Below are 24,731 nucleotides of genomic sequence, written 5' to 3'. Positions count from 1 at the left end.
GTGGTTACCTTTTGTGGTTGGTTGATGGGCGTACTAATGAATGGCCTAGCCCTGTGTTGGGTTAGACGTCATGGTGTTTAATCAGGTATAAATTAAGGTTGGTGTTGCTACTTAAAGCCGATGGTTCTGTTACCGGGCTTATTGTTGTTCTCGATGGTGAGAATGGCCAAGCACTCATCGGTGCTTAGTTTGAAATTACTTAGCTTTAGCCGTCGTTTTAAGATAGAAAAGTCGCCGGGAGTCAGTAGCTTAAGTGAATTAATTGAGTCTACTGTCTGAGTCGTTAACGTATCTGTGTCTGTGACGCTCCTAAACAGATTCTGAGCTTGTTTCTCTGTCAGATAATCAAACGATAGCTTGAAGTCGAATCGACGCAGTACAGCTCTGTCTAGACGCTCTGAGAAATTAGTCGCAGCAAAGAAAGGCTGATTGAAACACTCCATCTGTGTCAGCAGTTCGTTGACTTGTTGTATCTCCCAACTGGCGTTTAAGCCGCCTCTATCTAGCAGTAGACTGTCCACCTCATCGAAGAACAAGATGCTGTTGTTATTGTCGGCCTGTTGAAAGATACGGGCGATATTCTTCTCACTCTCTCCTACGTACTTACCGAGTACATCAGAGCATCTAATAGTAACCAGTTCACGGTTACTGATATTGGCCAAGTACTCAACTACCGCTGTTTTTCCTGTTCCCGGTGGACCCACTAACAAGGTGCGTATATCGCATTGTTGGTTAATGGTTTTCTCTAGCTGACCAATGGCTTGGTTGCCACCTTTGATGTTGAGGTAGTCGGTAGAGAAGGGAAGTTGTGGCTTATAGCTATTGGTATGGAAGTTGTAGCCACAGGCTTCTAAGTTGCTTTTAACCATCGTATCGATATTGTGTTCGGCAGCCTTACCCGTGAGCCCTACAGCATGGCTGACAAATGCGGCATTAGTGACGTTGGCGGGGGCGACATTAGGCCGTGACGCCAACTGTTTCTTAAATACTTTGGATACCCTTAGCCCTTTGAAGCTGTTATCCATCAGACTCTCCATCACTCGGTTATCAGGAATACTGACATTGAGGATGTAGGAGAAACGGCGAATACAGCTATTGGGGATAGCATCAATATGATTGGTAATCCAAACCGTGGGTATGGTGTTTTGCTCCATCAGCTCATGCAAAATGTCTTTGCCGCAGCCTTGATGGGAAATACTTTGTTCAAAGACGTCTTCGCACTCATCAATCAATAGCAGAGTTTTCTCATCGGGAGATACGAGCCTTTGCACTAGCGTGAGGTATTGCAACCTGAGGCTGGCACTAGAGACCTCCTTTTGGTATTTGGGTTTGATATCCTTCAGCTCACTCCCAACGGGTTTAATAGCGATAAGGTGTGAGTGAGTTCTATCGGCTAACACCTTGGCGAGTTCAGATTTCCCCGTACCGGGCAACCCATAGAGCAGAATATTGATACCCGGCGTGGAGTGATTAATCGTGATTTCGAGGAACTGGAGCAAGGTGTCACACTCAAGGTGGCTGAAGTGACGCAATTTCAGCTCTGACTTGGTTTTGGATTGTATAAATGGCTCAATCAGATTGACGTAATATTTCACCTTGGGACCGAGCAACAGGTTAACGATGGGCTGCGGTATATTCATAAAATCAATCAATTCATTATCGAAGAATTGGTCAAACAAGCCCGTGGTGGCTAACGCCTTTAGAATAAGTATTAACAGGCCTTCCTCAAGGTCAAGCATTGATGCGAACATGGCATTGGCATAGTTATCCTCTGGCAGTATTTTGTTGATGAAGTCGAATAGGCCGCGATTAGCGTTCATCACCACGATAAACCTAACCACCTTCCAGCTATCATTGGGTAGTCCGAGTCCTTTCGCGAGCAGTTGGCAGTTGTGGTCTAAGTCGGGTGTCTTGGTCGGGGTTAACCGAGCCTTTAAATGGCGTTGGATAGCCTTGAGCTTATTGGTTGAACTCTTATCAAAGCCTTTACCACACAGCACTTTAATCATGCGGCTTGTGACGTATTCAAGGTCTGAGTTGCCGATAAACCCAGAGGCTAGGGCGTTATAGGCATAGGTGGTTGCACAGCCTTGGTGTCCCCGTATGGGGGATGCTTCAACTATTAAGTTATCAAAAGAATAAAAGGGTTCTAGATGGATTCTAGTCATGTTCGCCTCCATCTAGCGGACCATTAAGTTGGTCATTAAGCTGATAGTCCAGCTGGTCAATGGCTTCTCTCATTACTGACTCATCACGCTTGTCATAGATTTGGGTGGTAGTGACGTTGGCATGGCCTGCCAGTTTGCTGGCGGTACTTAAATCGACCTTCTGGTTGAGTAGTTCGGTAATGAAGGTTCTGCGTAGGTCGTGGGGGGAAATGGTTATGCCAGTGGCGGCTAATGTACGTGCTTTGACTATCTGATAGAGGGCGGCACTGCTGAGACCACGGTCATGCTTAATGACATTGTTCCAAATAGGGTTGAACAAGTCCCCAGGTTGATGAGTTCTCACTCTAAGCCAGTTGTCGATATAGGTTAACGCCCATGTAGGTATCGGTTGTTTACGTGGCTTCTTCCCCTTGCCGGACTTGACCGTTAAGGTACGTTTATCAAGGTGGATATCACTGACCGTCAGGTTGGCTAACTCAAAGCGCCTTAGGCCAGTACTGAGAAACAGGGCCAATATGCAGCAGTCCCGTTTGCCGATGTACCGCTTGTCCAGATAACAGATGTTAATTAACTGACCAACACTGCTGGATGATAACGCCTTGCCTCGGCTACTCGGGTTGGTGGGTAGTCGCTTAACCGCTTGAACCTGCCGCCATTGAACATCGTCCACCACTCCCATCAGGAAGCCCGTCTTAACAATGGCCTTAAGTGCGAACACCACTAAGTTGACGGTTCGGGGAGACTTACCCTCATCCAATCTATGGCGTTTCACATATTCGATTTGAGCGTAATTCAGCGTGTGAAATGGTTGCTCTTCCACTTCACCTTTCCATTTGAACAGCTTGAGTACTGTGTTTAGTTGACTGCGCAAAGGTCTACGCCCACTGGGCGCAAGGCGTGACAAAAACAACGCCGTCGGAGTTTGATTATTCATATGGGGAGCCTAGATAGAGCACAAAGAACTTCGTGCTGATAACTTAATTATATCAGGCTGTTGAGAGCGATTTTAGTGGCCGTTTCAGACGGTTGGTTTTCATAGGAAACCTCAACTTCACGGTAACGTACACTAACCGGAAGTGGACTGCATTTTTGCCTGACATCGACGAAAAGAGCCGAGCATTAGAGTTTCTGTATCACTACACACGATGAAAAAACAGGCCATCAAAGACAGCTTAAAACACACCCTAGAGTATGAATTAAGCGCTTTGTAGAAGCTTTTTATTGCGAAAACTAATCTAGTGAGCAATGAGCTAAATGCAAAATTAATTAGCGTGGCTCGATACTTAGAGATTTAAGCACACTCCTTTTTAATGGCTCTGAATTTCCCTCTGTTATTCGGTGTGTATTCAGGCTTGGTTCCATTATGACTCGTTGAAGTTGTTGAGCCAGCAGGTAACATTTCAAATTAATTTCATCGGCATTGATTGGGATTTTGAATTGATGGTCATTGAGTACCTTTTCTAGCTGCTTCGTTTCTCGCTTTCCCAAATTGCCCCAGACAGCATCAGACTTAAAACGTGCAAGCTTAACTGCTACTTTTTCTGGTAAGTGTTGGAATACTTTTGGAGAGTAGATGTACAGACGTTCAAAGTTCGCGTTAACTTTATCAAGGCCTGTAACTAACAATCCACCATTCCCATTTTTACTTGGCAACAAGCGCCGCTCAATCTTGCAAAGTTCTACAAAGCACCCAGCCTCCTCGAGCGTGATTAACCCTTTATCGATAAGCTTGAGTACAGCATCATAAAGGATGAAGTGTGAGTTGTTAGCGTGGTCTCCAGAGTAGGCCGAGCTAGCCATTGACTTGCTCGAATTCTTCGGAAATATAGCAAAGTGCTCAACTGAATGATGAGTGTCTTTCAGCATCAAGAAGGGAAATGGAAGGGCATAAAACTTGGCTTCAAAATCTATTCTGGTTATGTATGCCCCGTTAGTAGTTCCTTTTGTTTTTGAGTCATTATGAAAAACAGCTCTATCATATTCTTGTATGGATAAACTTCTGAGCCAGCTAAGGAATATTCTAAGGTTGTTAATGCCAAGTGATGAAAGGCGAAAAGATATTCTAGATGAGCGTATGGTTTCGCTATTCTTGTGCTTTCCGTTTGGGCTACTTGAGCTGTTATCAACAGGCATATAATGAAAACGAATTTCTCCTCCTGCGCTAAAGCGATATACCCAGTGATGCCCGTAGAGGTGGGCAAGCTCTCCTCCCGAGCCATGGCTGATCTTTAGTACTACTTCTCCGTGTGAGTTCTCCTTTACCAGACGCATTAATTCAGCATGCTTGCCTTTAGGCTTTTTGGAGCTTTGAGCTCCCATTTGTTTCCACACCTCTGAACTTAACTCTAAGGTAAAGGAGCAATCATCAATGCTAACTTCTAAATGCTCTGCAGGGGATCCAAGTGTTGAACTTAGCAACTGGTGAGCGTGCCGAATGTATTCATCGTTCTGTACAAAGCTAGAGATTGTTTCATCACTTAGTTCTCTGAACTTTCCTGATGAATGATAAAAATTTGTGTACTTGCTTGATAACTCAAGGAGCAGTTCTTTGTCTACTGAAGTGGGTAGCTCGGCCAGTGGCTCAAAAAAATAGGGATACTTGTTGATCGCTGATCTTAACTGGTGCTTAGCAAGGCTAAGCTTAAGGGGACATGGCTTAGGAGTAATAAGCTTAGTGACAGTGCTATTAGAAGAGTTATTTCGAATTTTCATCTGTTATAACCTTTGAAGTGTCCTAGTGCTCATATACATCACTATCCAGATGACTTTCGGTAATGGTTAAGTCGAATGATGTATATGAGCAATTTAAAATTACAGTTCTCTCAGCAGTGAACTTCGTGATTAAGCTTCTGGATCTGAAGTCTATTTCTTTAATTCAGCAATCATATTGTTTATGAGAGTGATAACTTCCGGGTTATTGTGTGTTTTGAGAATCACCTTACAGATGGATAATTGCGATAACGGCTTAGTTGTCTCATTGACAGCTATTGCAATTCGCTTGGCAAAAATCTTTGAGTCTGCCTTTTCTAAAGCTTGTTGAAATTTCAGTACTTTTTTGTCGTGGATAGAGATGTCACCTTTCTGTTTAGTTTCATTGTCGCTATCGTCATCTTTGGGGCGGAGCTTCATTTCTTCCATGAACTTTTTTATATTTTCATGGGTTAGATGCTTGTCATTTAGCACTTTTTCATTAAAGTGTTCTTGTGCGTGTTCGAATAGTTCTTTGCGTTGTTCTGCTGATAGTTTTTTCATTTGAAGAAAGGCATAAGAGCTAAATTTACCTATGTTCTCCTCGCCACACATATTTACTGTAATGGTTGCAGTTATGAAGTCATTGTTTATAGAGTCGTAACTACGGCCCAATGCATCCTGATTTTTAACTGCCCACTCCTTTAAACTATTAAAACCAAGGTCTAAAAAATAGTTATTAATACAGAACTCATATATTGGTTTCTGGTTACCTCGACAGTTAGCTACGATTTGTTGTTGAAGTTGTTTTGCCTTCGCTTCGGTTGGGGATACAGGCTTCTTAGCCTTTGCTTTGGTTGGTGATACTTGCTTCTTCGCCTTCTTCATTTTAATTCCTTATGTAGAGTGATGATTTTTGAATTCGTGAATATTGTTAAATAATTGTCCCGATAGAACTCGATCAATCCGAACTTACGTACCAATTAGTGACCTGATAAGGCGCTATAACTGGTTGCCTGCTTGGATGTTGTAAGTATCTATATTTGAACCTAAGATATTTCTTACATCCGAACTTACGTACCAATTAGTGACCTGATAAGGCGCTATAACTGGTTGCCTGCTTGGATGTTGTAAGTATCTATATTTGAACCTAAGATGTTTCTTACATCCGAACTTACGTACCAATTAGTGACCTGATAAGGCGCTATAACTGGTTGCCTGCTTGGATGTTGTAAGTATCTATATTTGTACCCCTCGATGTTTCTTACATCCGAACTTACGTACCAATTAATTAGGTGATAGGCTGCCTTGATTGCATCTCATAGGCACCTCGAAAAGAGTGCTTATACATTGGAATTAAAACTATTCAGGGAAGTAGGTTAGTGATGAGTGAAGATATAAGAGAAATATTGATTCGACATATAAATCATAGGTTTTCTATCATGGGAGTGGAAAGCTTACTAGCCTATCAAATAGCTCTCTTTGTGATATTAGGGCAACACCCGAAAGGGCTATACCGAAAAGACTGCATATTTGTTGAGTATGAGTCGTCAACAGACTTTGCGAGACAATTTCAAGAGTTTGAACAACGTGACGTACCTCGTTCTCGTACGTCTTTAAAATCTGCATTTGATAAGCTTAGTGAAGCAGCCGTACTGCAAACTGCATCATCTAAACCCTCCCTAGAAGAAGTGGAAATTATAGGCCTTAAAAAAAAGCAGTACTTGCAACTGTACATTGATCTTAAATCTTTACGCGATGAATACCCTGATGACTGCATCAGGTATGATTTTATGCGTCATGAGTTCGTAGATACAAAATTACTCCCCCTTATTAGGCAGCTAAATAGTCTGGTTTTTGACGGGAAGACGCCACTCATGGCCTATCAAATGGGATTGTATTTTATATTTGAGCTAACGAAGCAGCAGTTTTGCGATGGTGATGCCGAATTTATGGTTGAAACATATAGCGAGTTTTCTGAATACTTTTCAACATTTGTAGATTCTATTGATGTCCCAATAAGTACAATTTCTGACAATCTAGATAAGCTGCATGATACTGGCTTTGTGCATGTTGGTTTTTTAAATCCAAGGGATGAGTGTGATTTGGTGGAGTATAAAGATAAGGAACATTTATATATTCTGGTTCCCCTTGATTAGCTAAATACTGAGTTGAAAGTTTCAACTCACCTTTACATAGACTCCCTACATACTTTTGATTTCACGGTAATCGTTATTATCATGGTATTGTCTTTGGCTAATGGTTTTCCCCATACTTTCTGAGTGTATTGGTTCGGTTAACTTGGTAATTCTTTAGAGATTACTATAGGTGAAATTTAATGAAATGTAAGTTGTGCGGCAAAGAGAGGCCATTGAGACAATCCCACATTATCCCTGAATTTGCATTTTCTCCGCTTTACGATGAGAAGCATCGATTTAATGAGATATCATTGGATGTAAAAAGACGAAACCGCTTCAAGCAAAAAGGTGTTCGAGAGAGGCTTCTATGTGGACAATGTGAACAGTTTTTTTCTAAATATGAGCAGTATGCCAGCACGGTTATATCCCGATATAGGAAATCATTAGAGTTCAGACAAGTTGGCGATTTGTTTCACCTTAAAGGTTTCGATTACAACAAACTTAAAATTTTCGCATTATCGATATTATGGCGGGCAAGTGTAACCAAACTGGAGTTCTTCGCAGAAATAAATTTGGAACACCATGAAAGTATCATCCATCAAATGCTGCTTACTGAATCACCTGGAGATGAATCTGATTATCCTTTGATGCTGTTTCCGATGTATCACCATGGAAAGATCCAAGAGGACTTGATTACTACGCCTTATGTCTCTGAAATCGAAGGCCATAAGGTGTACTGTTTTTTGTTTTTAGGACTAACATGGGCATTCATTGTCAGCAATAAGGAAAAATCAAACAGGCTTATTGAGTGTTCTTTAAGTCGTACGGGCGAAATAATAATGCTGCCAAGGGCTTTAGAACATTCACCACGAATTGTTGATATGGCCAAAGATATGGCGCGTAGTGGTAAGCTATGAAAAGCATAACAATGCTCAATCTGCGGTGTCTACATTCAAAAACGGAGTAATTAATGAAAGTATCATTTTGGAAGCTGTCTCAAGGAACTAAAGAGTTTAGTTATGCAGAAATTCTTGAGTCTATAGCTTCAGGCGTAGTTTATGTGCATAAATCTACCAAAGCGAAAGGAAGAAGCGAGTCTGCGCAGGGCGAGGACTTCGTAAATGCTCCTATTGGGGATTACTTTTACCTTACACACGGCAATCAAGGAATATATTGTATAGGTCAATTTACAGGGCCAGCCGATATTTTTTCTAAACATGGTCATGGTTGGGTTGAACGGCCCTTTAAATTTATTTGTGCAGGTGTTACTCGTGGGGCATATGATGGAGAGCACAAATGGTGGTCTCCGATGGATAACTCCACATTCATAAAAGTACCAGAGGCTGAATTGAAAATGTTCGAAGATGAAATTTTGATTCCGCATTTTGATCTTAAGCTCAAGAAATTTGGTGTTAAAACTAAGGCTTAGCAAGGCGTAAGTGAATCTGGAGGTAAGTATTCAAAGCAAACTTCATGGTAACGACAATTAACCTTAGGTTTGTTTATTTGGTTGTATGTAATGAGGTGCTTACTTGCACCTCTTATTAGGTGGAGAACTAACTACGGCACTACAAGGTGTTAGTTGCTTATGGCCAAATAGGTGCTGTTGCTGCATCATAGAACGCTATATCGGCTTCAATAAAACGTCTTGCGTTTGCCATTGTTTCTCTATTCACTTGAGAGTTTTCATCACCAAAAATACTTATAAATACCTTGTTCACATCACTTTTATTAATTTGGTCAAAAACATGCTTATCGTTTTCAGCCATAGAATGTCCGTGAATGAACAGTGTACCACTCAGTTTCTTTAGTGCTTTGTAGCAAGCGTTTAAGTATGGGTTGTGTTCAATTCTCGCCAGTTTCTTCTGATGTGTAGGCTCTGATACGAAGAGTGGAAATTTTCCTTGATTGAGGTTGTCTCGAACTTGATCGACAATGCTCTCATCTGCATCTCCTCTAAACGTTTGTTTTTTGATCGTAGTGCCAGAGTCGTAAATATGCAGACCGCCATGTAGGAAGAAGACGTTCTGAGAATTAACGTTTTCCCAGGTTGTGCGTCGAAACCCATCATCAGTAAAGTAACCTTCTGGAGTGATGTTGAATTTGTTAACGATCCAGTAGAGGAGCAGGTCATAGTTTAGAGTGAAAATTTTATCAAATTGAATTATGAACGGTTTAGCTTTCTCAAATTGAACCGTTGTAACGCGACTAGATCTCAATGGATGGGTTTGCGATATAACCTGAATCAATGACTCTTTTAGTTGTATTTGGTCAGTACTAATCTCGTCAATTTTTAGCGGATCTACACCGTAAGTTTCACAAACAGCTTCAGCAGCTTCAAGCGCTCTCATTACACGTTCAAAATCGTAAGTAGCAAACTTGTTAAAGATGTCTTTAATATTTGCATCACGAGCACCGAAGTTAGCTTGTTGAAGTAGGTTCTGATAGTTAAAAATATCGTGATTCCAAGCTTGTGAAAAACCGTTAGCCAACAAAATTGACGGGGTTTCATCGTCGTTAAGAGAGTCCAGTTTCTGCTCAAATGTTTCTAATGTCATTGGCTAATCTTTATATATGTAATGGATATATAACTTTAATATTCTTAAGTATTTTGTTATGCATAGGTCTATCACACTTTTCCTAAAAAGAGCTGTAAATTGCTAGAATGAATCAATTAGATGGAGTGTCATGAAGGAAAATATGTTCAAGATTGCTAATATTCAAACTAGAGAATCAGACAGAGACTTTAAAGAAATTTCAGGTGTCTTTGAAGATATGAGCTTTTCTGTGATGGTTAAAAAGACCAACAGTAATCAGCTAGATTCGAATATTGATGATATGATTATTGAGGCATTGTCAAAGCATTACAATGTAGCAGAGCTTAAATCTGAATTACTTGTGCATGCTGATGGCGACAAGGTTGGAGAGTTGGATGTTGTATTTCATAATGATGCGGGTATTTCGTACTATATGGAAATTGAAAAGAGCAACAAGAAAACGCTTTGGTTTGATTACATAAAAATTCTAACTAAACTGGAAGAGGATCCCGAAGGCAGAGGAATCATTATGTGTCCCACAAATTATGCTCATAAAGTGGGTATATGGAATCTATATAAAGAAGCAGTACTTTATAAAAATCACCTGAAGCGTGTTTTTGGTGGAAGTGCCCTTAATCGCGTTGCAGTGATTGGGTACACTCAATACGCATACCTTGATGGTCAATGGAATGAATATGATCCAAAGGTTGTCCAAAGAATTAAAAATACATGATAAAGCTAGGGAGCAATGAGTGTCTCAGGCATCACGCTTCATATCAGCTTTATTCTGCTCGATGACTAACACAAGCTAGTGTAATAACAGGCCCTATCTATCGTTCATTTTCATACTTATCCAATCTTCGACCTCTTTTCGTACCCAAGCTACTGATCTACTGCTTAGTGAAATTGATTGTGGGAAGTCTTGTTGGTTAATTTTAGTGTAAATGGTAGAGCGACTTAAGCTTGTAATTTGGGTGACCTCTTTGATTTTTATTAAGTCACTTGGCTGCTTTTTCGGATCAGGATGGCTTAGAGAGGGTTGAGTTAATGTCGCTATAAGTGCTTTCTTATCAATACTGGCTCTGAGTTGGGTCTCAATCGTATTGATGTACTTTAGGTTTAGTTCTAGTGCTCTGATAGCGCCCTCTGTAGTAGATTTTATGTGTGAAAGTTCATTACTAACTATTTCGTAATCTGATCTCTTCATTACTCTGCTCTCCAAGCTAATTAATAAAAAGCTAAACTATTCGAAACATCATTAAGCTTATCTTCTCCTCTGACTTTATGGCAATCGTTTCGAGTTTAATATTCAGAAAATCATAGGTAAAAGCCAATTAGTTTTTTTGTGCGTAGGAAGAGCCATTTTCAACCGGATTTCAGGCTCGAAGAAACCATTAGTCTTGCCTACTTTTAACTGGTTTTTATTCGAAAATTCAATTTTTACTAATGGCTAGCCAACTTGATGGTAATAATCATTATCGTTAAGTTGGAGTTAAGTATCGTACGAGTCATGCTGAGCTTCACATTAGAGCGTCATTAGACTAATGATTTATCAATGGAATGTGATGATACCACCTCTAATCATGTAGCTAAAATTAGTGTGATAAACAGAAGCTCGGAGAGGTGGAGGTTGCTCATCAAGTTAAATTAGAAAAGCCATAACTCATTATCACAAGTGTAGAATTAAATGTGATTTCAGTTGTGGCTTAAACCGTTCTGGGATTAAGAAGTGCATTCACAGAAGTTGTTGCTAGTCAGCACATTTCAATGTCCATTTATCATGAGTATGACCGTCTTGCAAATATAGGTGTTTTCTGTGTTCTATTTTGCCGTGCTCAACGAAAGGTAAATTCGCAAGTAAAGTTTCGGGTATATTTCTTCTGGTACCGCTATTTTCTAAAGCAGCATCAACATGTATTACTCCATTCTCAAGTAGTTTTTGAAAGACTTTCTCTACTCGGCTATGAGGTTCCGTGAAATGCTTTCCGTCAGCGCATGTAAGGTGATAGCCCGCTTGATCAATTTTATGCAGTACTATATCAGCTCGTCCAGAAATGCTCTGGAGCTCTATGTCTTCGTGACTTGTAAGGTTTTGACAAACATTTAAATTATAATCCATCGTGGTAGTCTCCCTTTCTATAGTGAATAGATACAGTTATACCTTAAATTTATCAGTTATAACAAGTATGTACAGCTAGGTTAAATCGTAAGTAAGTAGAAATGAGATGTTTTTCCTTGTAATACAATTATACGTAGTTGCTTTACTGGTTTCTGCAGGAGAATTGGCTGCCGTAAATTGACTCACTTTAGAGTAATCTGGTTTTTTCACCGTTTAAGAGCAATGACTTGCAATTGCATAACCAAAGACATATTAATATGAACTATATTTTCAAAACGTTAAAGTTTATATGAAGCTAGATGGTATCCCTTTGTTATCGTTTTTTACAGGCGCTGGCTTTCTCGATATAGGTTTCCTGCAAAGAGGGTTCAATACTTTGTGGCATAACGAAAATCATTTACCTTTTGTTAATGGATTTGAGATGGGTATATCTTCGTTAGGTTATCACGGCCATTTAGCTAAAATTCAAAATGTTAGGTCAATATTGGAAATTGGTCCGAATGAAATTCTGAGTGAGGCCTTTGGTAGCTGTAAGGTACCAGAGCTGTTCGGGATCATTGGCGGTCCGCCTTGTCCGGACTTCTCGGTTGGAGGTAAAAATCGTGGGGAAACAGGTAGCAACGGAAAACTATCTGAAGTGTATGTAAATCGTATTCTTGAAATTAATCCTGCCTTCTTTTTATTTGAAAACGTACCTGGACTGTTGCGCACAAGCAAACATCGAGAGTTTTTGGCCAACCTCTTGGACAAATTAACCAGTCGTTATGTCATTGACATAAAAATACTCAACGCGCTTGATTTTGGGGTCCCTCAGGACCGTGAGCGTGTATTTATTGTTGGTTTCCGGAAGACCTATCTGCGTCCCCTAGTATCATCGTCACGCTTAAAGAAGCTTGTCTCGATATCGAGTACGGTTCCTAAGTTACGCAATTACGCGACAAATGCTTTTTTTGAAATATATGAAAATTGGTTTCCCTGGCCAGAAGTACCTGAATTCAATGGCGCCAAGTATCGCTTTAGCTGGCCCAATGAGCCTGTTGAAAAAGGATGTGTACCCAATCGACCTCCCTGCCCAGCATCATTGATGGTCGGAACGTATATTTGTGACGAAGCCCGATTTTTGCTGCCAAACAGCGATGAGTGGCTATCTCCCAAAAGTAGTAAAATAGGCGAAGTTCTTGAAGGTGATGTTTCCCGCAAAAGCTTCAAGCGTCTTCATCGCTATCGATACAGCCCTACAGCGGCTTATGGCAACAATGAGGTGCATTTGCACCCGACGCTTTCACGGCGACTGTCTGTGCGCGAGGCAATGTTGCTCCAGTCTGTACCAAATGAATATAGGTTCCCTGAAGAAATGACACTAACTAACAAGTTCAAAACGATAGGGAATGGTGTTCCTGTGAAGCTATCTGCTGCTATTTCAGGGGCTATTTTAAGTTTTCTCGAGGAATTAAATAAATGAAGTCTTTTGACCTGACGCCGGATCCAAAAGTTCTTATTGCCTTAACCCATACACCGCTTAAGCCAATGGATGCGCTTTCTGAGCTGATAGACAATGCCATTGATTCCTTTTCCCTATCAAGAAACTCGGGTTTTGAGGTATCGAACCCGATGGCCATTGTAGATCTTCCTTCCCGCAAGGAACTGGAGGATAACCTGGGGACTATCCGTGTCCGTGATAACGGTATAGGTATGTCTCCTGAAATGGCAGAAAAAGCATTAAAAGCAGGCTTTTCTGGCAACAACCCATACGATAGCCTTGGCCTGTTCGGGATGGGGCTCAATATTGCTACGGGTAAGCTCGGTAGTCGGACAACGGTGATAACAGCCCGTAAGGGGGATACACAGGCACTGAAAGTTGTTGTCGATCTTATTGCCATTCAGGAGCAGGCCAGCTTTGAGGTTATTCCTGAATTGGTAGATAAACCTGATGGTTTTGAAAACGGTACGATTATTGAAGTATCGAATTGGTGGCCAAAAGGTAACGCGAACTCAGGCTTCATCCAAAAGCTAATTAGCTACGGCCGTCCGAAGGTTAGGTCAGAAATTGGCCGTCGTTATTCCACTTTGCTGAAGCAAAAATTCGTCAATATTGTTGTTAATGGAGAGCCTTGCCAGCCTTTTCATCACTGTGTTTGGGGCAGCAAACGCTTCGTCGAGCGCAAAGGGAGTGGGCGGGTTTATGCAAAGCGTGAATTTTCTGTAGTTATCGATAAACAGAGCCGTTGTACTGAATGCTTTGCGCTCGTCTCCAAGGAAAGTGATGTATGCCCGGTGTGTTCCTCATTGTCGCTAAGGACTATTGATGAAACCGTTAAGGGCTGGGTTGGGATACAGCGCTATGATGATGAGTCCCATTTTGGAATTGACTTGATCAGAAACGGAAGGGCTATCAGGTTGCTCGAAAAAGCCGCTTTTTTTGAGTTTATTGATGAGTTCGGTAAATCGATCAAGGACTACCCGATAGATGGTACCTATGGTCGTATTGTAGGTGAGATCCAGATGGACCACGTTCCGGTAGATTTCATGAAGCAAGATTTCCAACGTAGCAGCCCCGAGTGGCAGGCTGCTGTTTCTTTCATCCGTGGTGAAACATCACTTCAGCCTGGCAAGACCAATGGGGTTTCAAACGACTCCCCGATCTATACATTATACCAAGGCTTTCGCCGTGTTCGTCAGTTTGGTAAGAAAGATCTCTATATGGGGTACTGGGATGAAACGGCGAATACAGCGAAGCGTATTCCACGCAAAACAGAAGAAGAATATCTCAGAAAGTTTAATGAAGGGGTACCTGGCTATTTTGATGATGATGAATGGTGGAGTTTGGTTGAGGGGGCTGATACTAAACCTGTCGAGTCATTGGTTGAGTGCCCGGAATGTTCGGCTGAGAACCTCCAGTCTGCCGAGAAGTGCCTTGTATGCGATGCCATATTGATTGGTAAACCCTGCTTCGCGTGTGAAGGAGAAATTCCGTTATCCGCCCTGTCATGCGATTTATGCGGTTCTTCTCAAATCCCCGAGGTTGTAGAGCCTTGGTTATGCCTAGTCTGTAATACGAAAAATCTAGCTATAGCTGAAAACTGCTCCAAATGTGACTCTGCCCGCGGTACCCCCAATAAGCTCTCGCCGGAGTACCTAAAGGCAAACTCGGACTATGACGAGTCACTTTCTATATCGGGGTGCTCGATTAGGCTGGCGGATGATAGCAATAGCCAGCCGATTGATGTTGAGTGCTATTCAGTACATAGGCCAATGGTTCTTAATGATAAAGGTACGATATTGCCGGCTATTGTGAGCAAAGGTGAAGCCGTAGAAATCTTTGTTGATAAAACACACCCGCTGTTTAAATCATTAGCAGTTAAGCCTGAAGAAATTATTGCCAGTGAGGTGGCATATTACAAACATGTCTCTAATGGTCGCCTTACAGGCACAGCGTTCCAGCCAGCTCATTCCCTGAACAATCTTGAGTGGGGAATCTTAAATAAATATTGGTCAGAATCACTATCAGATAGTTCGGTGAGCGTTAGGGAAGATGTAGAGTCACTTTTTGCTGAACTGTCTACTCGCCTTCCTGGTATTTTGGTCAGTTCTTCTGAAGAAATTTTTGAGGAGCTGGCTGAAAAAGACAAGAAGGTGCTAGTCGGGAATCTCATCGACAAAGGTGAAGACATATCGAAAATGGAGCAGTTAAAATCTGATGGATCCTTTATGCGCTTTATTGGTGTCAGCACTATAGTTTCTATTTTTGATAAGTATACGGCGTACTTTTTTGACGGAGCAGTTTGGGGCGATCGGTTCTCATCTATTGCGGGCATTCAGGACTCCATAATGGATGATATTAGGCAGCAGACGCGAAATAGATACCTGAACTGCCTTGAAGATTGTGCCAGCTTCCTAGGCTCTCAGAACATTGATCCGGTCTTGGTGAAAAGGACTCGTGCTAGCTTGGAGTTCTTAAAAAAAGGGCTTGAGGGGTAGGATGTTTTTTAACGAAGTAAGTATTTATGGCTCATGGCAGGCATTTGAGCGCCTGGTTTGCCGTTATCTGGCCCATAAAGGCTTTTCCGGTGTAAGGCTGGTTGGTCAGACCCGCGACAAAGGGGCGGATGTTATCGCTCACAAAGGCGGAAAGCGTTGGCTTATCCAAGTTAAGCATTGGAAAACTAGGATCGGTGTTGATGTGGTCGATACAACTCTTGAGTCTTTGCGTTATTACCGTGCCGATGTACCTGTAATAGTGGCTCTGAACGGCTTTCAGGAGAAAGCTGTAAGGCAGCAGCAGGCCTTGATGGCGCAGGGGATCCCGCTTCAATTATGGAGCGCAGACCAGCTGGTGAAAAATACGTCACACCTTTCTGATGACTATCCTTATGGCTGCCCGAGCGAAGTGTTTGAGCGTCGTGACTACCAGGAAAACGCTATTCAGCTATTGGTCCATGAATACCATCGACCTGAAGCAAATCGTGCACTGGTCGTTATGGCAACAGGCCTTGGTAAATCGCATGTCACATTTGAATTTCTTCGTCGAATATTGTTAGGGGAAGAGGTTAGGGTCCTTTTTCTAGCCCACACCAACGATCTTGTTTACCAGCTCGAGCGCTCGTTTTGGCCATACTTGAAAACATCGCAGGAAACGCTGGTATGGAATGGTTATGAACGTCCCGGCGCGGATGAGCTTGAGCGGGTTCCGTTTGTCTTTGCCTGCCTCAATACCGTGTCGTCATATGTACAAAATGGGCATCAGCTACCGCCGTTCGATGTTGTCTTTGTTGATGAATGCCATCACGTAGGGGACGACGGGATGTATGCCGATATTTTGTATGCTGCAGATGCAGGTCGCCCTGGTGGTCCTTTCCTTGTTGGTGCAACAGCGACGCCGTGGCGGCCCGATGAAACCGATTTGACGGGTGTATTCGGTAACCCAATTGTTAGCATTGATCTTGTTAAAGGGCTGAAAAGTGGTTTCTTGTCGAATGTTGACTACCGGATGTTTACTGACAATATTGACTGGAATGCCTTGCGGGATTTGAAAGGTGATAACTTTTCACCTAGGAAAATCAACCGGACCCTATTTATTTCCGAATGGGATGATGCCGTTGTCCTTGAACTGAAAAAGGCATGGTTTGAGCAGCAGGTTCCCCGTGCCATTGTCTTTTGTGGGACGGTCGATCACGCTATAACGATGCGTGACCGGATTAATGCGCTAGGGTTCTGCCGTGCTGAAGCTATCTACTCCAGAACAATGGGGGGAATGGTACTTGAAGGTTATGAGCGAAACCGAATCTTATGCGATTTTAATGATGGAGCGATACAAGTGGTGTGTGCCGTTGACATTTTTAATGAAGGGATTGATGTCCCAGATGTTAACATCATTGTATTTCAACGGGTTACTCACAGTAGGCGAATATTCATTCAGCAGTTAGGAAGGGGACTTCGATTAAGCCCTGGAAAAGATAAGGTTGTTGTCTTAGATTTTGTTTCTGATATTAGAAGGTTTGCCGCAGGGATCAGTCTAAAAGACTCGCTGGGAGAAGATGGTGGCCCGCTGCCTGGTCGCCCTGTCCGTGTCCGCCTGCCTTACAAAGTTTCATTCTGTAAGGTTGGTGGGGAAGACCCAAAGACTGAGACTTTTTTACGGCAGTGGCTCGATGATGTTGCCGCAATAGAAGAAGCCAATGAAGATGCTTCAGTACTTAAGTTTCCACCGTCATTTAACAAGAGGTAACTTTCGACATGACGTTTGATGATGTTATAGGCCAAGTTGAATCGATGGTCGGTTTAGAATTGAAAAGTATCCGTCCAGGTGCAGAAATAAAGCTTACTCAAGTCGATAGAAAAGCCAAACGGGTTTGGTTGACAACATCCAAGGGGAAGAATAAATCACGTCCGTTCAATGATTTGAAACGTATTTGGGACGCTTTTTGTCAAGAGGGTTTTGCTCATGTAGATAGTGTTTTTGGCGGTTCCGGGTCTAGCCGTAATCAGCCAGAAACCATCATGGCTTGTTTGCCACAGGTAGAGTGGCTTTATATCGAGGGGAAAAAGCACTTGGTTATGATGCCCGAGGGTACGCACCCTCTTGGACAATTACGAAAAATGGATGTAGTTGCTGCTGAGGAATTGAAGAAAAAGTTAGAGGCAACAGCGAAAAACGTAGTAAACCAAGAACAGGTAAAAATACAGACAGTTGTTGTTAGCCAAGATATTGCTACCCATTCGGGAATAATGGAGCGGCAGTCAGGAGGCTCTCCACGCATTCTTGAGCAGGGAGTTTATGAGTTTTTTCTTGCTGGTTCAAAAGCTCTGTTGGTCTCTGAGGGAGTAGCACCTGAAAATCTTTCGAGCGGTACCTATGTTGTCTTAGCTGGGCGCCCAGTAATTAATGCCCCTTATAAAGTAGTTCGTATTCTAAAACAGAGATACTTTTTACAGTCACTTGGCGGCTTAAATGCTTTATATTTAGGGCCAAGTAGCTAATGAAAATAACTAGCATTTGAAAAATAAGCACTTTTATACGACCATACAGTTTGGCTAGTACCTCCATGCTTACTTCACCATACATCAACTGCCAAGTAATATAGGTAGCTTTAGAGTATTTAGTTTGTAATCTTAAGTTGGATTAGTTTCACAAGTTCCGCCTGTAATTGGGCTTTACATTGTTTTTATTTGTTTAGCCTTTCAACCATTTTTTGTTGAATCCAGTCTTCTACTTCTTTTCGTACCCAAGCTACAGATCTACTGCTTAGTGAAATTGATTGTGGGAAGTCTTGTTGGTTAATTTTAGTGTAAATGGTAGAGCGACTTAAGCTTGTAATTTGGGTGACCTCTTTGATTTTTATTAAGTCACTTGGCTGCTTTTTCGGGTCAGGACGGCTTAGAGAGGGTTGAGTTAATGTCGCTATAAGTGCTTTCTTATCAATACTGGTTCTGAGTTGAGCCTCAATTGTATTGATGTATTTTAGGTTCAGCTCTAGTGCTCTGATAGTGCCCTCTGTAGTAGATTTTATATGTGAAAGTTCATTGCTAACTATTTCGTAATCAGACCTCTTCATCACTCTGCTCTCCAAGCTAATTAATAAAAAGCTACACTATTCGAAACATCAATAAGCTTATCTTCTCCTCTGACTTTATGGCAATCGTTTCGAGTTTAATATTCAGAACACCATAGGTAAAAATCAATTTGTTTTGGTGTACATAGGAAGATCCATTTTTAACCAGGTTTCAGGCTCGCGGGTGCCATTAGTAATGCTGATTTGCAATGAGATTATTATTAATAAAGGCAAGGTTTACCAATGGCTTGCCAACTTAATAGTAATATCTATTATCGTTAACTCGTTTTAAGATAGAGTCAACAATGACACATAAGGGAAGGGGTTGTGTTAAAAATTCTATATGCACATTTCGATTTTAGGATAGGGCTAATTGAGGTTTAGCCCTAACCGATAAGAAAGTACTAAATGTGTCTATTTGGTAGTGACAAATTCCAACGAATCATATCGCCTATGATGGGGAATATATCATTATGCTTAGCGCCGAATCTCATTGTGTTGGCAAGATTATCAAATTGACCAATATCTCGGTTCTTACCTTCATCATCTGTAGGGAGGTAGTCCTTTAGTCCTGATAACTCTAGTGCTTCAACTTCATCAGAGGTTAGCTGATAGTAACGCCACATAGGGTTACTGTGCGAGAAATCAATTTTGGTAAGATTATTTAGCAAGGTGTCGAGATCTTGCGAGTTTGACTTCTTGCCAAATGCGAAATCATAAATTAATTTTGCTATAGCTTTAAGTACAACAGGCTGAGCTGCAACCGTATTCATTTTTGCACCGGGTACACCAATGAAAGGTATTTGAGAAACTTGCTTCCAGAAACTTGATACCAGTTCTTTTCTAGGATCTACTTGAGCTGGCATAGCCCCGCCGATACTAGTTTTGTTTAAGAAAAGCCTAGCATTTATTGATACTAAATCTTTCCTACTAATAGCTCCTTGATCATCATGCCAATCAGTGACATCTTTTTCTATAATATCCCAACTTAATGTAGTGTCGTCATCAATTAACTCTTCTTTAATAAAGACGTTAACAGGGTTTGAATTATCAAACTGTAGGGCTAAGCTTGCTTCAACTTTTTTACCTAAATTATTTAGGTCATGAAATAGCTGTCTTTCTTGGTCAATATCAAGCCCCAAGTGACATTCCAATTGAACTGTAGCAAAGGTATTAGCCACCTGCTGAATTTCTTGTAACGCACTTACCATGCCTGCATCTAGCTGACCTTTAATAGGCATTAAAAGGTTGTTCTTTATTCCTAGTGATTGGTTCGTGATAGATTGATTTAAGAAATCGAAAAGTAATTCCATAGCTTTTCTTCTATGCTGACCATCAACAACATAAAGTAAATGGTTTTGAGATAACCAAACTTTAAAGCCAACCGTATCACCAGTTGTTTGTGCTAAGACTCTTTCCCCACGAAGGTTACTTAAACCTGGGTCTATATCTCTCAGGTTGCATACTAATGGTTGCATAGATACATAAGGTTGTTTACCTAAGAGCTTTGCTAAGCTCGCTAAATCCTCTGATTCAGGCTTTTTTTCTAATTCTCGCCTAAATGATGCTGCATGTACCAAACCTTTGAGCATGTATTTAGCAAGTTTAGATGCATGAGGAACATTCAAAGGTCTCTGTGCGACTACATCACCATTTTTCCCACGCTCATTTGCCACCATAGAACGTTCATAGAAGCTCTTCATAGGCAGAGAAAATAAAAATGTACGGTTACCCATGTTATGAGCTATTTGAGTCATGATAGGAAGTTCATTCCCTGAGCCAGCACCTAATATATCACCCAAGCTACCAGATATTGGGGTTGGGTTTCCGTCTTTTGAATCGTACATTTTTTTATCCCTTAAATAATGATTTGAAAAGATAATACCTTTAATAGAACTTGGTGTAAACAGCTCCATGGTGTTTTTTATAAGTTCCCAGGGGTTTGTTGTGTGGGTTTCTGTTGTGAGTGGTAAACTGGTAACCATACTTATCTGGCACACCACCTGTTACAAAAGTTAGTGGTTACTTATGTTGAATCCCAATGGAATCGAAATTAATGAGTTGGCTCAGCTGTCATATCGGCCAACTCTTATAGGCTAACTAGATACAGCCGCGTTTTTTATACTCACGCCCCCACTCATTAAACTACTTTGCTAACCTTGCATGGCTTTTCGCTAAAGGAGCTGGCGATCGAGTGGCCTTTTTATGAATAGACTTTCTAACCTCAACACCAGACAGTTCGCGAGTGAACATCTTGGGTACGACATGGCCGTAGTGCTGCTCAATCATCTGAACACTAGTACCGCAGTGTTTGGCTAAAACCTCCATACTCACCTCACCAGACATCAATTGCAGCCAAGTGATATAGGTGTAGTGGTCAACTAATTTTGGCCACGTTTTTTGAATTATCGATTTGATTCATTCGGTGTCTGGCCATTATGGTAAAGGTGTGGTCAAACTTGACAGTAATAGCTACAGATGTAATTGATGATTGGCTCTGTTACACAGAGCTTATTTTTGGGGATTACCCAATCAGCAGATTTATATGAAAACATGATAGGATTATCTTTCAGCTTAAAGGTTTAACTTATATGGAGTTGTAGTTCTTATGAAGGGAATGGGATTGGTAAAGGTTGGTGTTTTGGTTCTTTGTGTTAGTAGTCTGGTGGCTTGTGGTGACGACAGAGAAGATATTGCGAAAGAAGTCGCCATATCGCTTGCATATGATACTGATTACGAAGGAGTTGGAGATCTTAGCTCCCGCTGCAGTACAGAATTCAGAATGAGCGATCAATATAGCAATGCTAATGAGGAAACCCAGAAACGGTACGATAATGAAGTCATACCAAAACTTAAGACGTTACAAAATATAGCATTTTCTGCCTATTATGATTTTACGTATACTGACAACACATCTTTGGCCGTAGACCTAGCGACAGTGCCTTTTCCTCCGACGAAAAAACTATATGACATAATTTCATATCTTAATGCTGCTATCCAACTTTTTAAAGATAAAGATAAAGATAAAGATACTGGGAGATATGAAAGAGCAATTAGAACATACGGCCTTGCTTGCCCATCAGCCATGGATCTCTATCTGAAAAAATTGTCACCGCTGCCGAGCCCTGCACCTGAATAGTCCAGGATTTCTTAGGCAGTAACCCTTGCTTAAAATTTATGTGGTGATCAACAAGTAACCATGGTGGCTTGTTTCACCATCTGTTACATATATTAGCGATTGCTTACTATGAAGCTAAATAGAATAGTATTTGATGAGTTGGCTCAGCTGTCTTATCAGCCGACTCTCCAAGGCTATCTAAAGTATTTAGATACAGCCACGTTTTTTATACTCAAGCTTCCACTCATTAAACTGTTTTACTAGCCTTGCATTGTTTTTTGCTAAAGCGGTTGGTGAGGGAGCTCTTTTTTTAGGTTTTGATTTTCTAACTTCAACACCTGAAAGTTCGCGAGTGAACATCTTGGGAACTACATGGCTGTAGTGCTGCTCAATCATTTGCAGACTTGTACCGCATTGTTTAGCCAGTACTTCCATGCTCACCTCACCGGACATCAATTGCCAAGTGATATAGGTGTGGCGTAATGAATAAAGTGTTCGGACACCATGTGCTGATTGTTTTAATCCTACATCAACTAATGCCTTATCAAACGCCTTTCCAAGCTCTTTAGTCGTTGAGCCATCGGCAAGCCTAAATAACTTATCTGATGGTTTCCGGTCTGGAAATCGTTCACGCAGCTCTTCAATACAAGAGAAGATTTCATCACGACAAACTATCTCCCTTGTGCCTGTGTGTTTGGTTGTTTTGCCCTTTGTTACGGTGACGTAGAAAACAACATTGTGCTCATCGGTTTCCATGTGAATATCACCCCAAGTTAAGCCCTCCATCTCAGTGCCGGGTCTGATACCAGTGTGAACGGCAAACTCCATATAAGTTAATAGCAGCTCTCTGATTTGGCGTGTTTTCTCTTTGCGGCTATTTTCTTCGAGCTTCATGATCGCATCGTATGTTTTTTCGTACTCTTTTTTGGAAAATGCTGCACGGCGTTGGCTGGTTAATCCTTCGCTGTTGAGTACCGGGACTTGCATGGGGATCATCCACTTCCTGACAATGGCTTCTTTGAAGACCATCTGAAGAGCAGCGTTATGTGTTTGGATTGTGGACTTAGCAGGTATACGTTTGAACTCTTCAATCCGCCATTTATCAAATTCACGGATCTTCTCTTGATCAATGGAAGTAATGAATATGCGATCGAAGTAGGGGATATGATATTTACGCAGGGCACCTATGTAATCTTTGTAGATGACCTTACCACCGCCATGCATTAATTCACTCTGCATCTGGTCGATGGCTTTCTCCGCCACATCTTTAAAGCGTTTACTGTCGATTAAGGTATTGGTCTCGGCTCGTATTTCATAATCCATATAAATACGGTGAGCCATCGCTTTGGCTTCATTCAGATCTGTCTTCTTTGTGGCCTTAGCGTACCATTTACCGTACAGCACGAAGCGGCAGTACCAGTATTTACTGTTACTCTGAAGGTAGACATAGAGTTTGTCTGAGATGTTGTGACGTTCGATTTGTTTGCTCATACAACCATCATAATGAGAAAAGCTTGTTCTTGCAAAGAATTTGCAAAGGTGTTTTGTGTTGTTTTTATCTATTGATATTGTTGAGTATTTTTAGAGGTGTTCTTTTCAAAATCCGTTGCTTTCGAGCGTGACGGTTCAAGTCCGTCCTCCGGTACCAATCAAATATCTCTTTATTAGAGACACTCTCGTTTGAGAGATAAGAACCTGCCTTTGAGCAGGTTTTTTTATGCCTGAAATTTGATAAGCCGAAGTCCAGTCATCATACCGTCCTTCGGCTTGCCAAGAATTAGAATTGATAAGATAAAGTGATGAAGTGCACCCGATTCTCGCTGTACTCTCCTGATGGACGAAGCAACTCTCTCCCTTGAGAAGCAATCTCGGCATCACCTAGGTTCTGATATTGATATGCGATCCCCAATTTAGCCCCTGAAGCTAAGGTTTTTTCAGCGCCTATTCCTAATCGCCATTGTTTATCGAGTGGCAGCACCACATCTCTATATTCGGCATCAACTGGACTGCTATCAATGCTGAAGCCCGCTTGCCACAGCCAGTCCCCCGCTTGATACCCGGCAGCGATACCGGCTGAATAGGTGTCTTGATAGTTAGCATCGTAGTCACTCCAAGATTGCCATTTGGCATTCGCCATAATGTTCAATTTCTCGGTAAGCTGGTGATCGATGCCAATGTCAAACGTCGCCGGCCAATTGATGGCCATGCCTTGAATGCCGAGAATAGCTTCATCAAATTCGATATCGTGTTCGCTACCATGTTGATAGTTTGCGCCAATGCGTGTTTTCTCACTCAGCTGATATTGAGCCGAAAGTGCAAATGTTGGTGCCAACTGTTTGCCTGTCACAGTGCGATCGAACACCGATGCTTCAACGCCGGCATAGTTAGTGATGATACTGGCGCCTAAGGCGAGTTGTTCATTAACTTGGTACGCAGCTGAAGCGGTTAGGCTTAGCATGGTAATTTTGTTCTCTTTAATAATATTTTGTGCGCCACCGGCAATACCATTACTGTAAGCAACGCCTAAGCCACCGGGCGAGTGCAGCGCTATGCCTGCCACCCAATCTTCGTTGAGCCGCTTTGCATAGGACAGATGTGGGATAAACTGTAAGCCACTGCTTCGGGTGCTCTCGCCCTCTTCGGGTTCAAAATGAGAGCGCACATCTAATAACTGACCACCCAGCATCATATTTGAATCTTCTATCCCTGATAAACCTGCCGCATTAGTGATTGTTGCTGCGGCATCGGAATTATTGGTGACTCCAGCAACACCAGCGGTTGCTACACTGTCAGCGGTGCCGATTTGAGACAGGCTAAGCCCTGCTGCCATGGCGCTACTTGTGTTTATCACTGCTGTTGCAGAGAGTGCTAAAAGGATTTTACTTCTATTCATTTTATACTCACTCAATTAGCG

The 24,731-nt window shown here is 41.7% G+C and carries 20 protein-coding genes; 9 read left to right on the top strand and 11 right to left on the bottom strand.

All coding sequences use genetic code 11. The features are described 5' to 3' along the window. Positions 1-107: 107 nt before the first annotated feature. The 4 genes from EKG39_RS13205 to EKG39_RS13190 form a co-directional block, all read right to left on the bottom strand. Positions 108-2,168, bottom strand: a complete 2,061-nt coding sequence (locus EKG39_RS13205; RefSeq protein WP_126506215.1) for an AAA family ATPase — start codon at positions 2,166-2,168, stop codon at positions 108-110. Then, complete coding sequence (locus EKG39_RS13200) at positions 2,161-3,102, bottom strand: tyrosine-type recombinase/integrase (protein ID WP_126506214.1); 942 nt, start codon at positions 3,100-3,102, stop codon at positions 2,161-2,163. The genes EKG39_RS13205 and EKG39_RS13200 overlap by 8 nt, the downstream gene beginning before the upstream one ends. A 332-nt stretch (positions 3,103-3,434) precedes the next feature. Next, positions 3,435-4,880, bottom strand: coding sequence for a hypothetical protein (locus tag EKG39_RS13195; RefSeq protein ID WP_126506213.1), 1,446 nt, complete (start codon positions 4,878-4,880; stop codon positions 3,435-3,437). 150 nt (positions 4,881-5,030) lie between these two features. Further along, positions 5,031-5,744, bottom strand: a complete 714-nt coding sequence (locus tag EKG39_RS13190) for a hypothetical protein (protein WP_126506212.1) — start codon at positions 5,742-5,744, stop codon at positions 5,031-5,033. A 497-nt stretch (positions 5,745-6,241) separates the two neighbouring features. Between EKG39_RS13190 and EKG39_RS13185 the strand changes: the two genes are divergently transcribed. The 3 genes from EKG39_RS13185 (at position 6,242) to EKG39_RS13175 (ending at position 8,423) form a co-directional block, all read left to right on the top strand. Further along, positions 6,242-7,015 (top strand): hypothetical protein, encoded by a 774-nt coding sequence (locus EKG39_RS13185; protein WP_126506211.1) that lies wholly within the window; start codon positions 6,242-6,244, stop codon positions 7,013-7,015. A gap of 179 nt (positions 7,016-7,194) precedes the next feature. Further along, a complete protein-coding gene (locus EKG39_RS13180) occupies positions 7,195-7,911 on the top strand; it encodes a hypothetical protein (RefSeq protein WP_126506210.1) in 717 nt (238 codons plus the stop codon). Positions 7,912-7,964: 53 nt separating this feature from the next. Continuing rightward, positions 7,965-8,423 carry a hypothetical protein gene (locus tag EKG39_RS13175; RefSeq protein ID WP_126506209.1) on the top strand — a complete coding sequence of 153 codons (459 nt, stop codon included), beginning with the start codon at positions 7,965-7,967 and terminating at the stop codon, positions 8,421-8,423. Between the two features lie 157 nt (positions 8,424-8,580). Here EKG39_RS13175 and EKG39_RS13170 read toward each other — a convergent pair whose 3' ends face one another. Beyond that, on the bottom strand, positions 8,581-9,552 hold the full coding sequence (locus tag EKG39_RS13170) for a DUF4917 family protein (RefSeq protein ID WP_126506208.1): 972 nt from the start codon (positions 9,550-9,552) through the stop codon (positions 8,581-8,583). 130 nt (positions 9,553-9,682) lie between these two features. Between EKG39_RS13170 and EKG39_RS13165 the strand changes: the two genes are divergently transcribed. Continuing rightward, positions 9,683-10,264 carry a hypothetical protein gene (locus EKG39_RS13165; RefSeq protein ID WP_126506207.1) on the top strand — a complete coding sequence of 194 codons (582 nt, stop codon included), beginning with the start codon at positions 9,683-9,685 and terminating at the stop codon, positions 10,262-10,264. Positions 10,265-10,357: 93 nt separating this feature from the next. On the opposite strand, the gene EKG39_RS23840 is transcribed toward EKG39_RS13165, so the two are convergent. Together EKG39_RS23840 and EKG39_RS13155 are read right to left on the bottom strand one after the other, a co-directional pair. Beyond that, the gene (locus EKG39_RS23840) at positions 10,358-10,738 is read right to left on the bottom strand and encodes an AlpA family phage regulatory protein (RefSeq protein WP_126506206.1); all 381 of its coding nucleotides are present in this window, start codon (positions 10,736-10,738) and stop codon (positions 10,358-10,360) included. A gap of 543 nt (positions 10,739-11,281) precedes the next feature. Further along, complete coding sequence (locus EKG39_RS13155; RefSeq protein WP_126506205.1) at positions 11,282-11,650, bottom strand: hypothetical protein; 369 nt, start codon at positions 11,648-11,650, stop codon at positions 11,282-11,284. A 289-nt stretch (positions 11,651-11,939) separates the two neighbouring features. On the opposite strand from EKG39_RS13155, the gene EKG39_RS13150 reads away from it, so the two are divergent. Genes EKG39_RS13150 through EKG39_RS13135 form a run of 4 tightly spaced genes read left to right on the top strand, consistent with a single transcriptional unit; the run spans position 11,940 to position 18,127 of the window. Continuing rightward, a complete protein-coding gene (locus EKG39_RS13150; protein WP_126506204.1) occupies positions 11,940-13,112 on the top strand; it encodes a DNA cytosine methyltransferase in 1,173 nt (390 codons plus the stop codon). Continuing rightward, positions 13,109-15,628: an ATP-binding protein gene (locus EKG39_RS13145; RefSeq protein WP_126506203.1), complete on the top strand. Its 2,520-nt coding sequence runs from the start codon at positions 13,109-13,111 to the stop codon at positions 15,626-15,628. Before EKG39_RS13150 ends, EKG39_RS13145 begins: the two co-directional genes overlap by 4 nt. Before the next feature lies 1 nt (position 15,629). Beyond that, the gene (locus EKG39_RS13140) at positions 15,630-17,375 is read left to right on the top strand and encodes a DEAD/DEAH box helicase family protein (RefSeq protein WP_126506202.1); all 1,746 of its coding nucleotides are present in this window, start codon (positions 15,630-15,632) and stop codon (positions 17,373-17,375) included. Positions 17,376-17,383: 8 nt separating this feature from the next. Next, the gene (locus tag EKG39_RS13135) at positions 17,384-18,127 is read left to right on the top strand and encodes a hypothetical protein (protein WP_126506201.1); all 744 of its coding nucleotides are present in this window, start codon (positions 17,384-17,386) and stop codon (positions 18,125-18,127) included. 185 nt (positions 18,128-18,312) lie between these two features. On the opposite strand, the gene EKG39_RS23835 is transcribed toward EKG39_RS13135, so the two are convergent. Further along, positions 18,313-18,702, bottom strand: coding sequence for a helix-turn-helix transcriptional regulator (locus EKG39_RS23835; protein ID WP_126506200.1), 390 nt, complete (start codon positions 18,700-18,702; stop codon positions 18,313-18,315). A gap of 401 nt (positions 18,703-19,103) precedes the next feature. After that, positions 19,104-20,684 (bottom strand): DNA sulfur modification protein DndB, encoded by a 1,581-nt coding sequence (locus EKG39_RS13125; RefSeq protein WP_126506199.1) that lies wholly within the window; start codon positions 20,682-20,684, stop codon positions 19,104-19,106. 623 nt (positions 20,685-21,307) lie between these two features. Here EKG39_RS13125 and EKG39_RS13115 point away from each other — a divergent pair. After that, a complete protein-coding gene (locus EKG39_RS13115) occupies positions 21,308-21,838 on the top strand; it encodes a hypothetical protein (RefSeq protein ID WP_126506198.1) in 531 nt (176 codons plus the stop codon). Positions 21,839-22,024: 186 nt separating this feature from the next. On the opposite strand, the gene EKG39_RS13110 is transcribed toward EKG39_RS13115, so the two are convergent. Both EKG39_RS13110 and EKG39_RS13105 read right to left on the bottom strand, forming a co-directional pair. Continuing rightward, on the bottom strand, positions 22,025-23,308 hold the full coding sequence (locus EKG39_RS13110; RefSeq protein ID WP_126506197.1) for a tyrosine-type recombinase/integrase: 1,284 nt from the start codon (positions 23,306-23,308) through the stop codon (positions 22,025-22,027). A 286-nt stretch (positions 23,309-23,594) separates the two neighbouring features. Continuing rightward, a complete protein-coding gene (locus EKG39_RS13105; protein WP_126506196.1) occupies positions 23,595-24,710 on the bottom strand; it encodes an OmpP1/FadL family transporter in 1,116 nt (371 codons plus the stop codon). Positions 24,711-24,731 lie beyond the last annotated feature (21 nt).

Origin of the sequence: Shewanella atlantica, assembly GCF_003966265.1 — a bacterium.
GTDB classification, from domain to species: domain Bacteria; phylum Pseudomonadota; class Gammaproteobacteria; order Enterobacterales; family Shewanellaceae; genus Shewanella; species Shewanella atlantica.
Note: the sequence above shows the minus strand (reverse complement) of the source record. Positions and strands in the feature narration are given on the sequence as shown.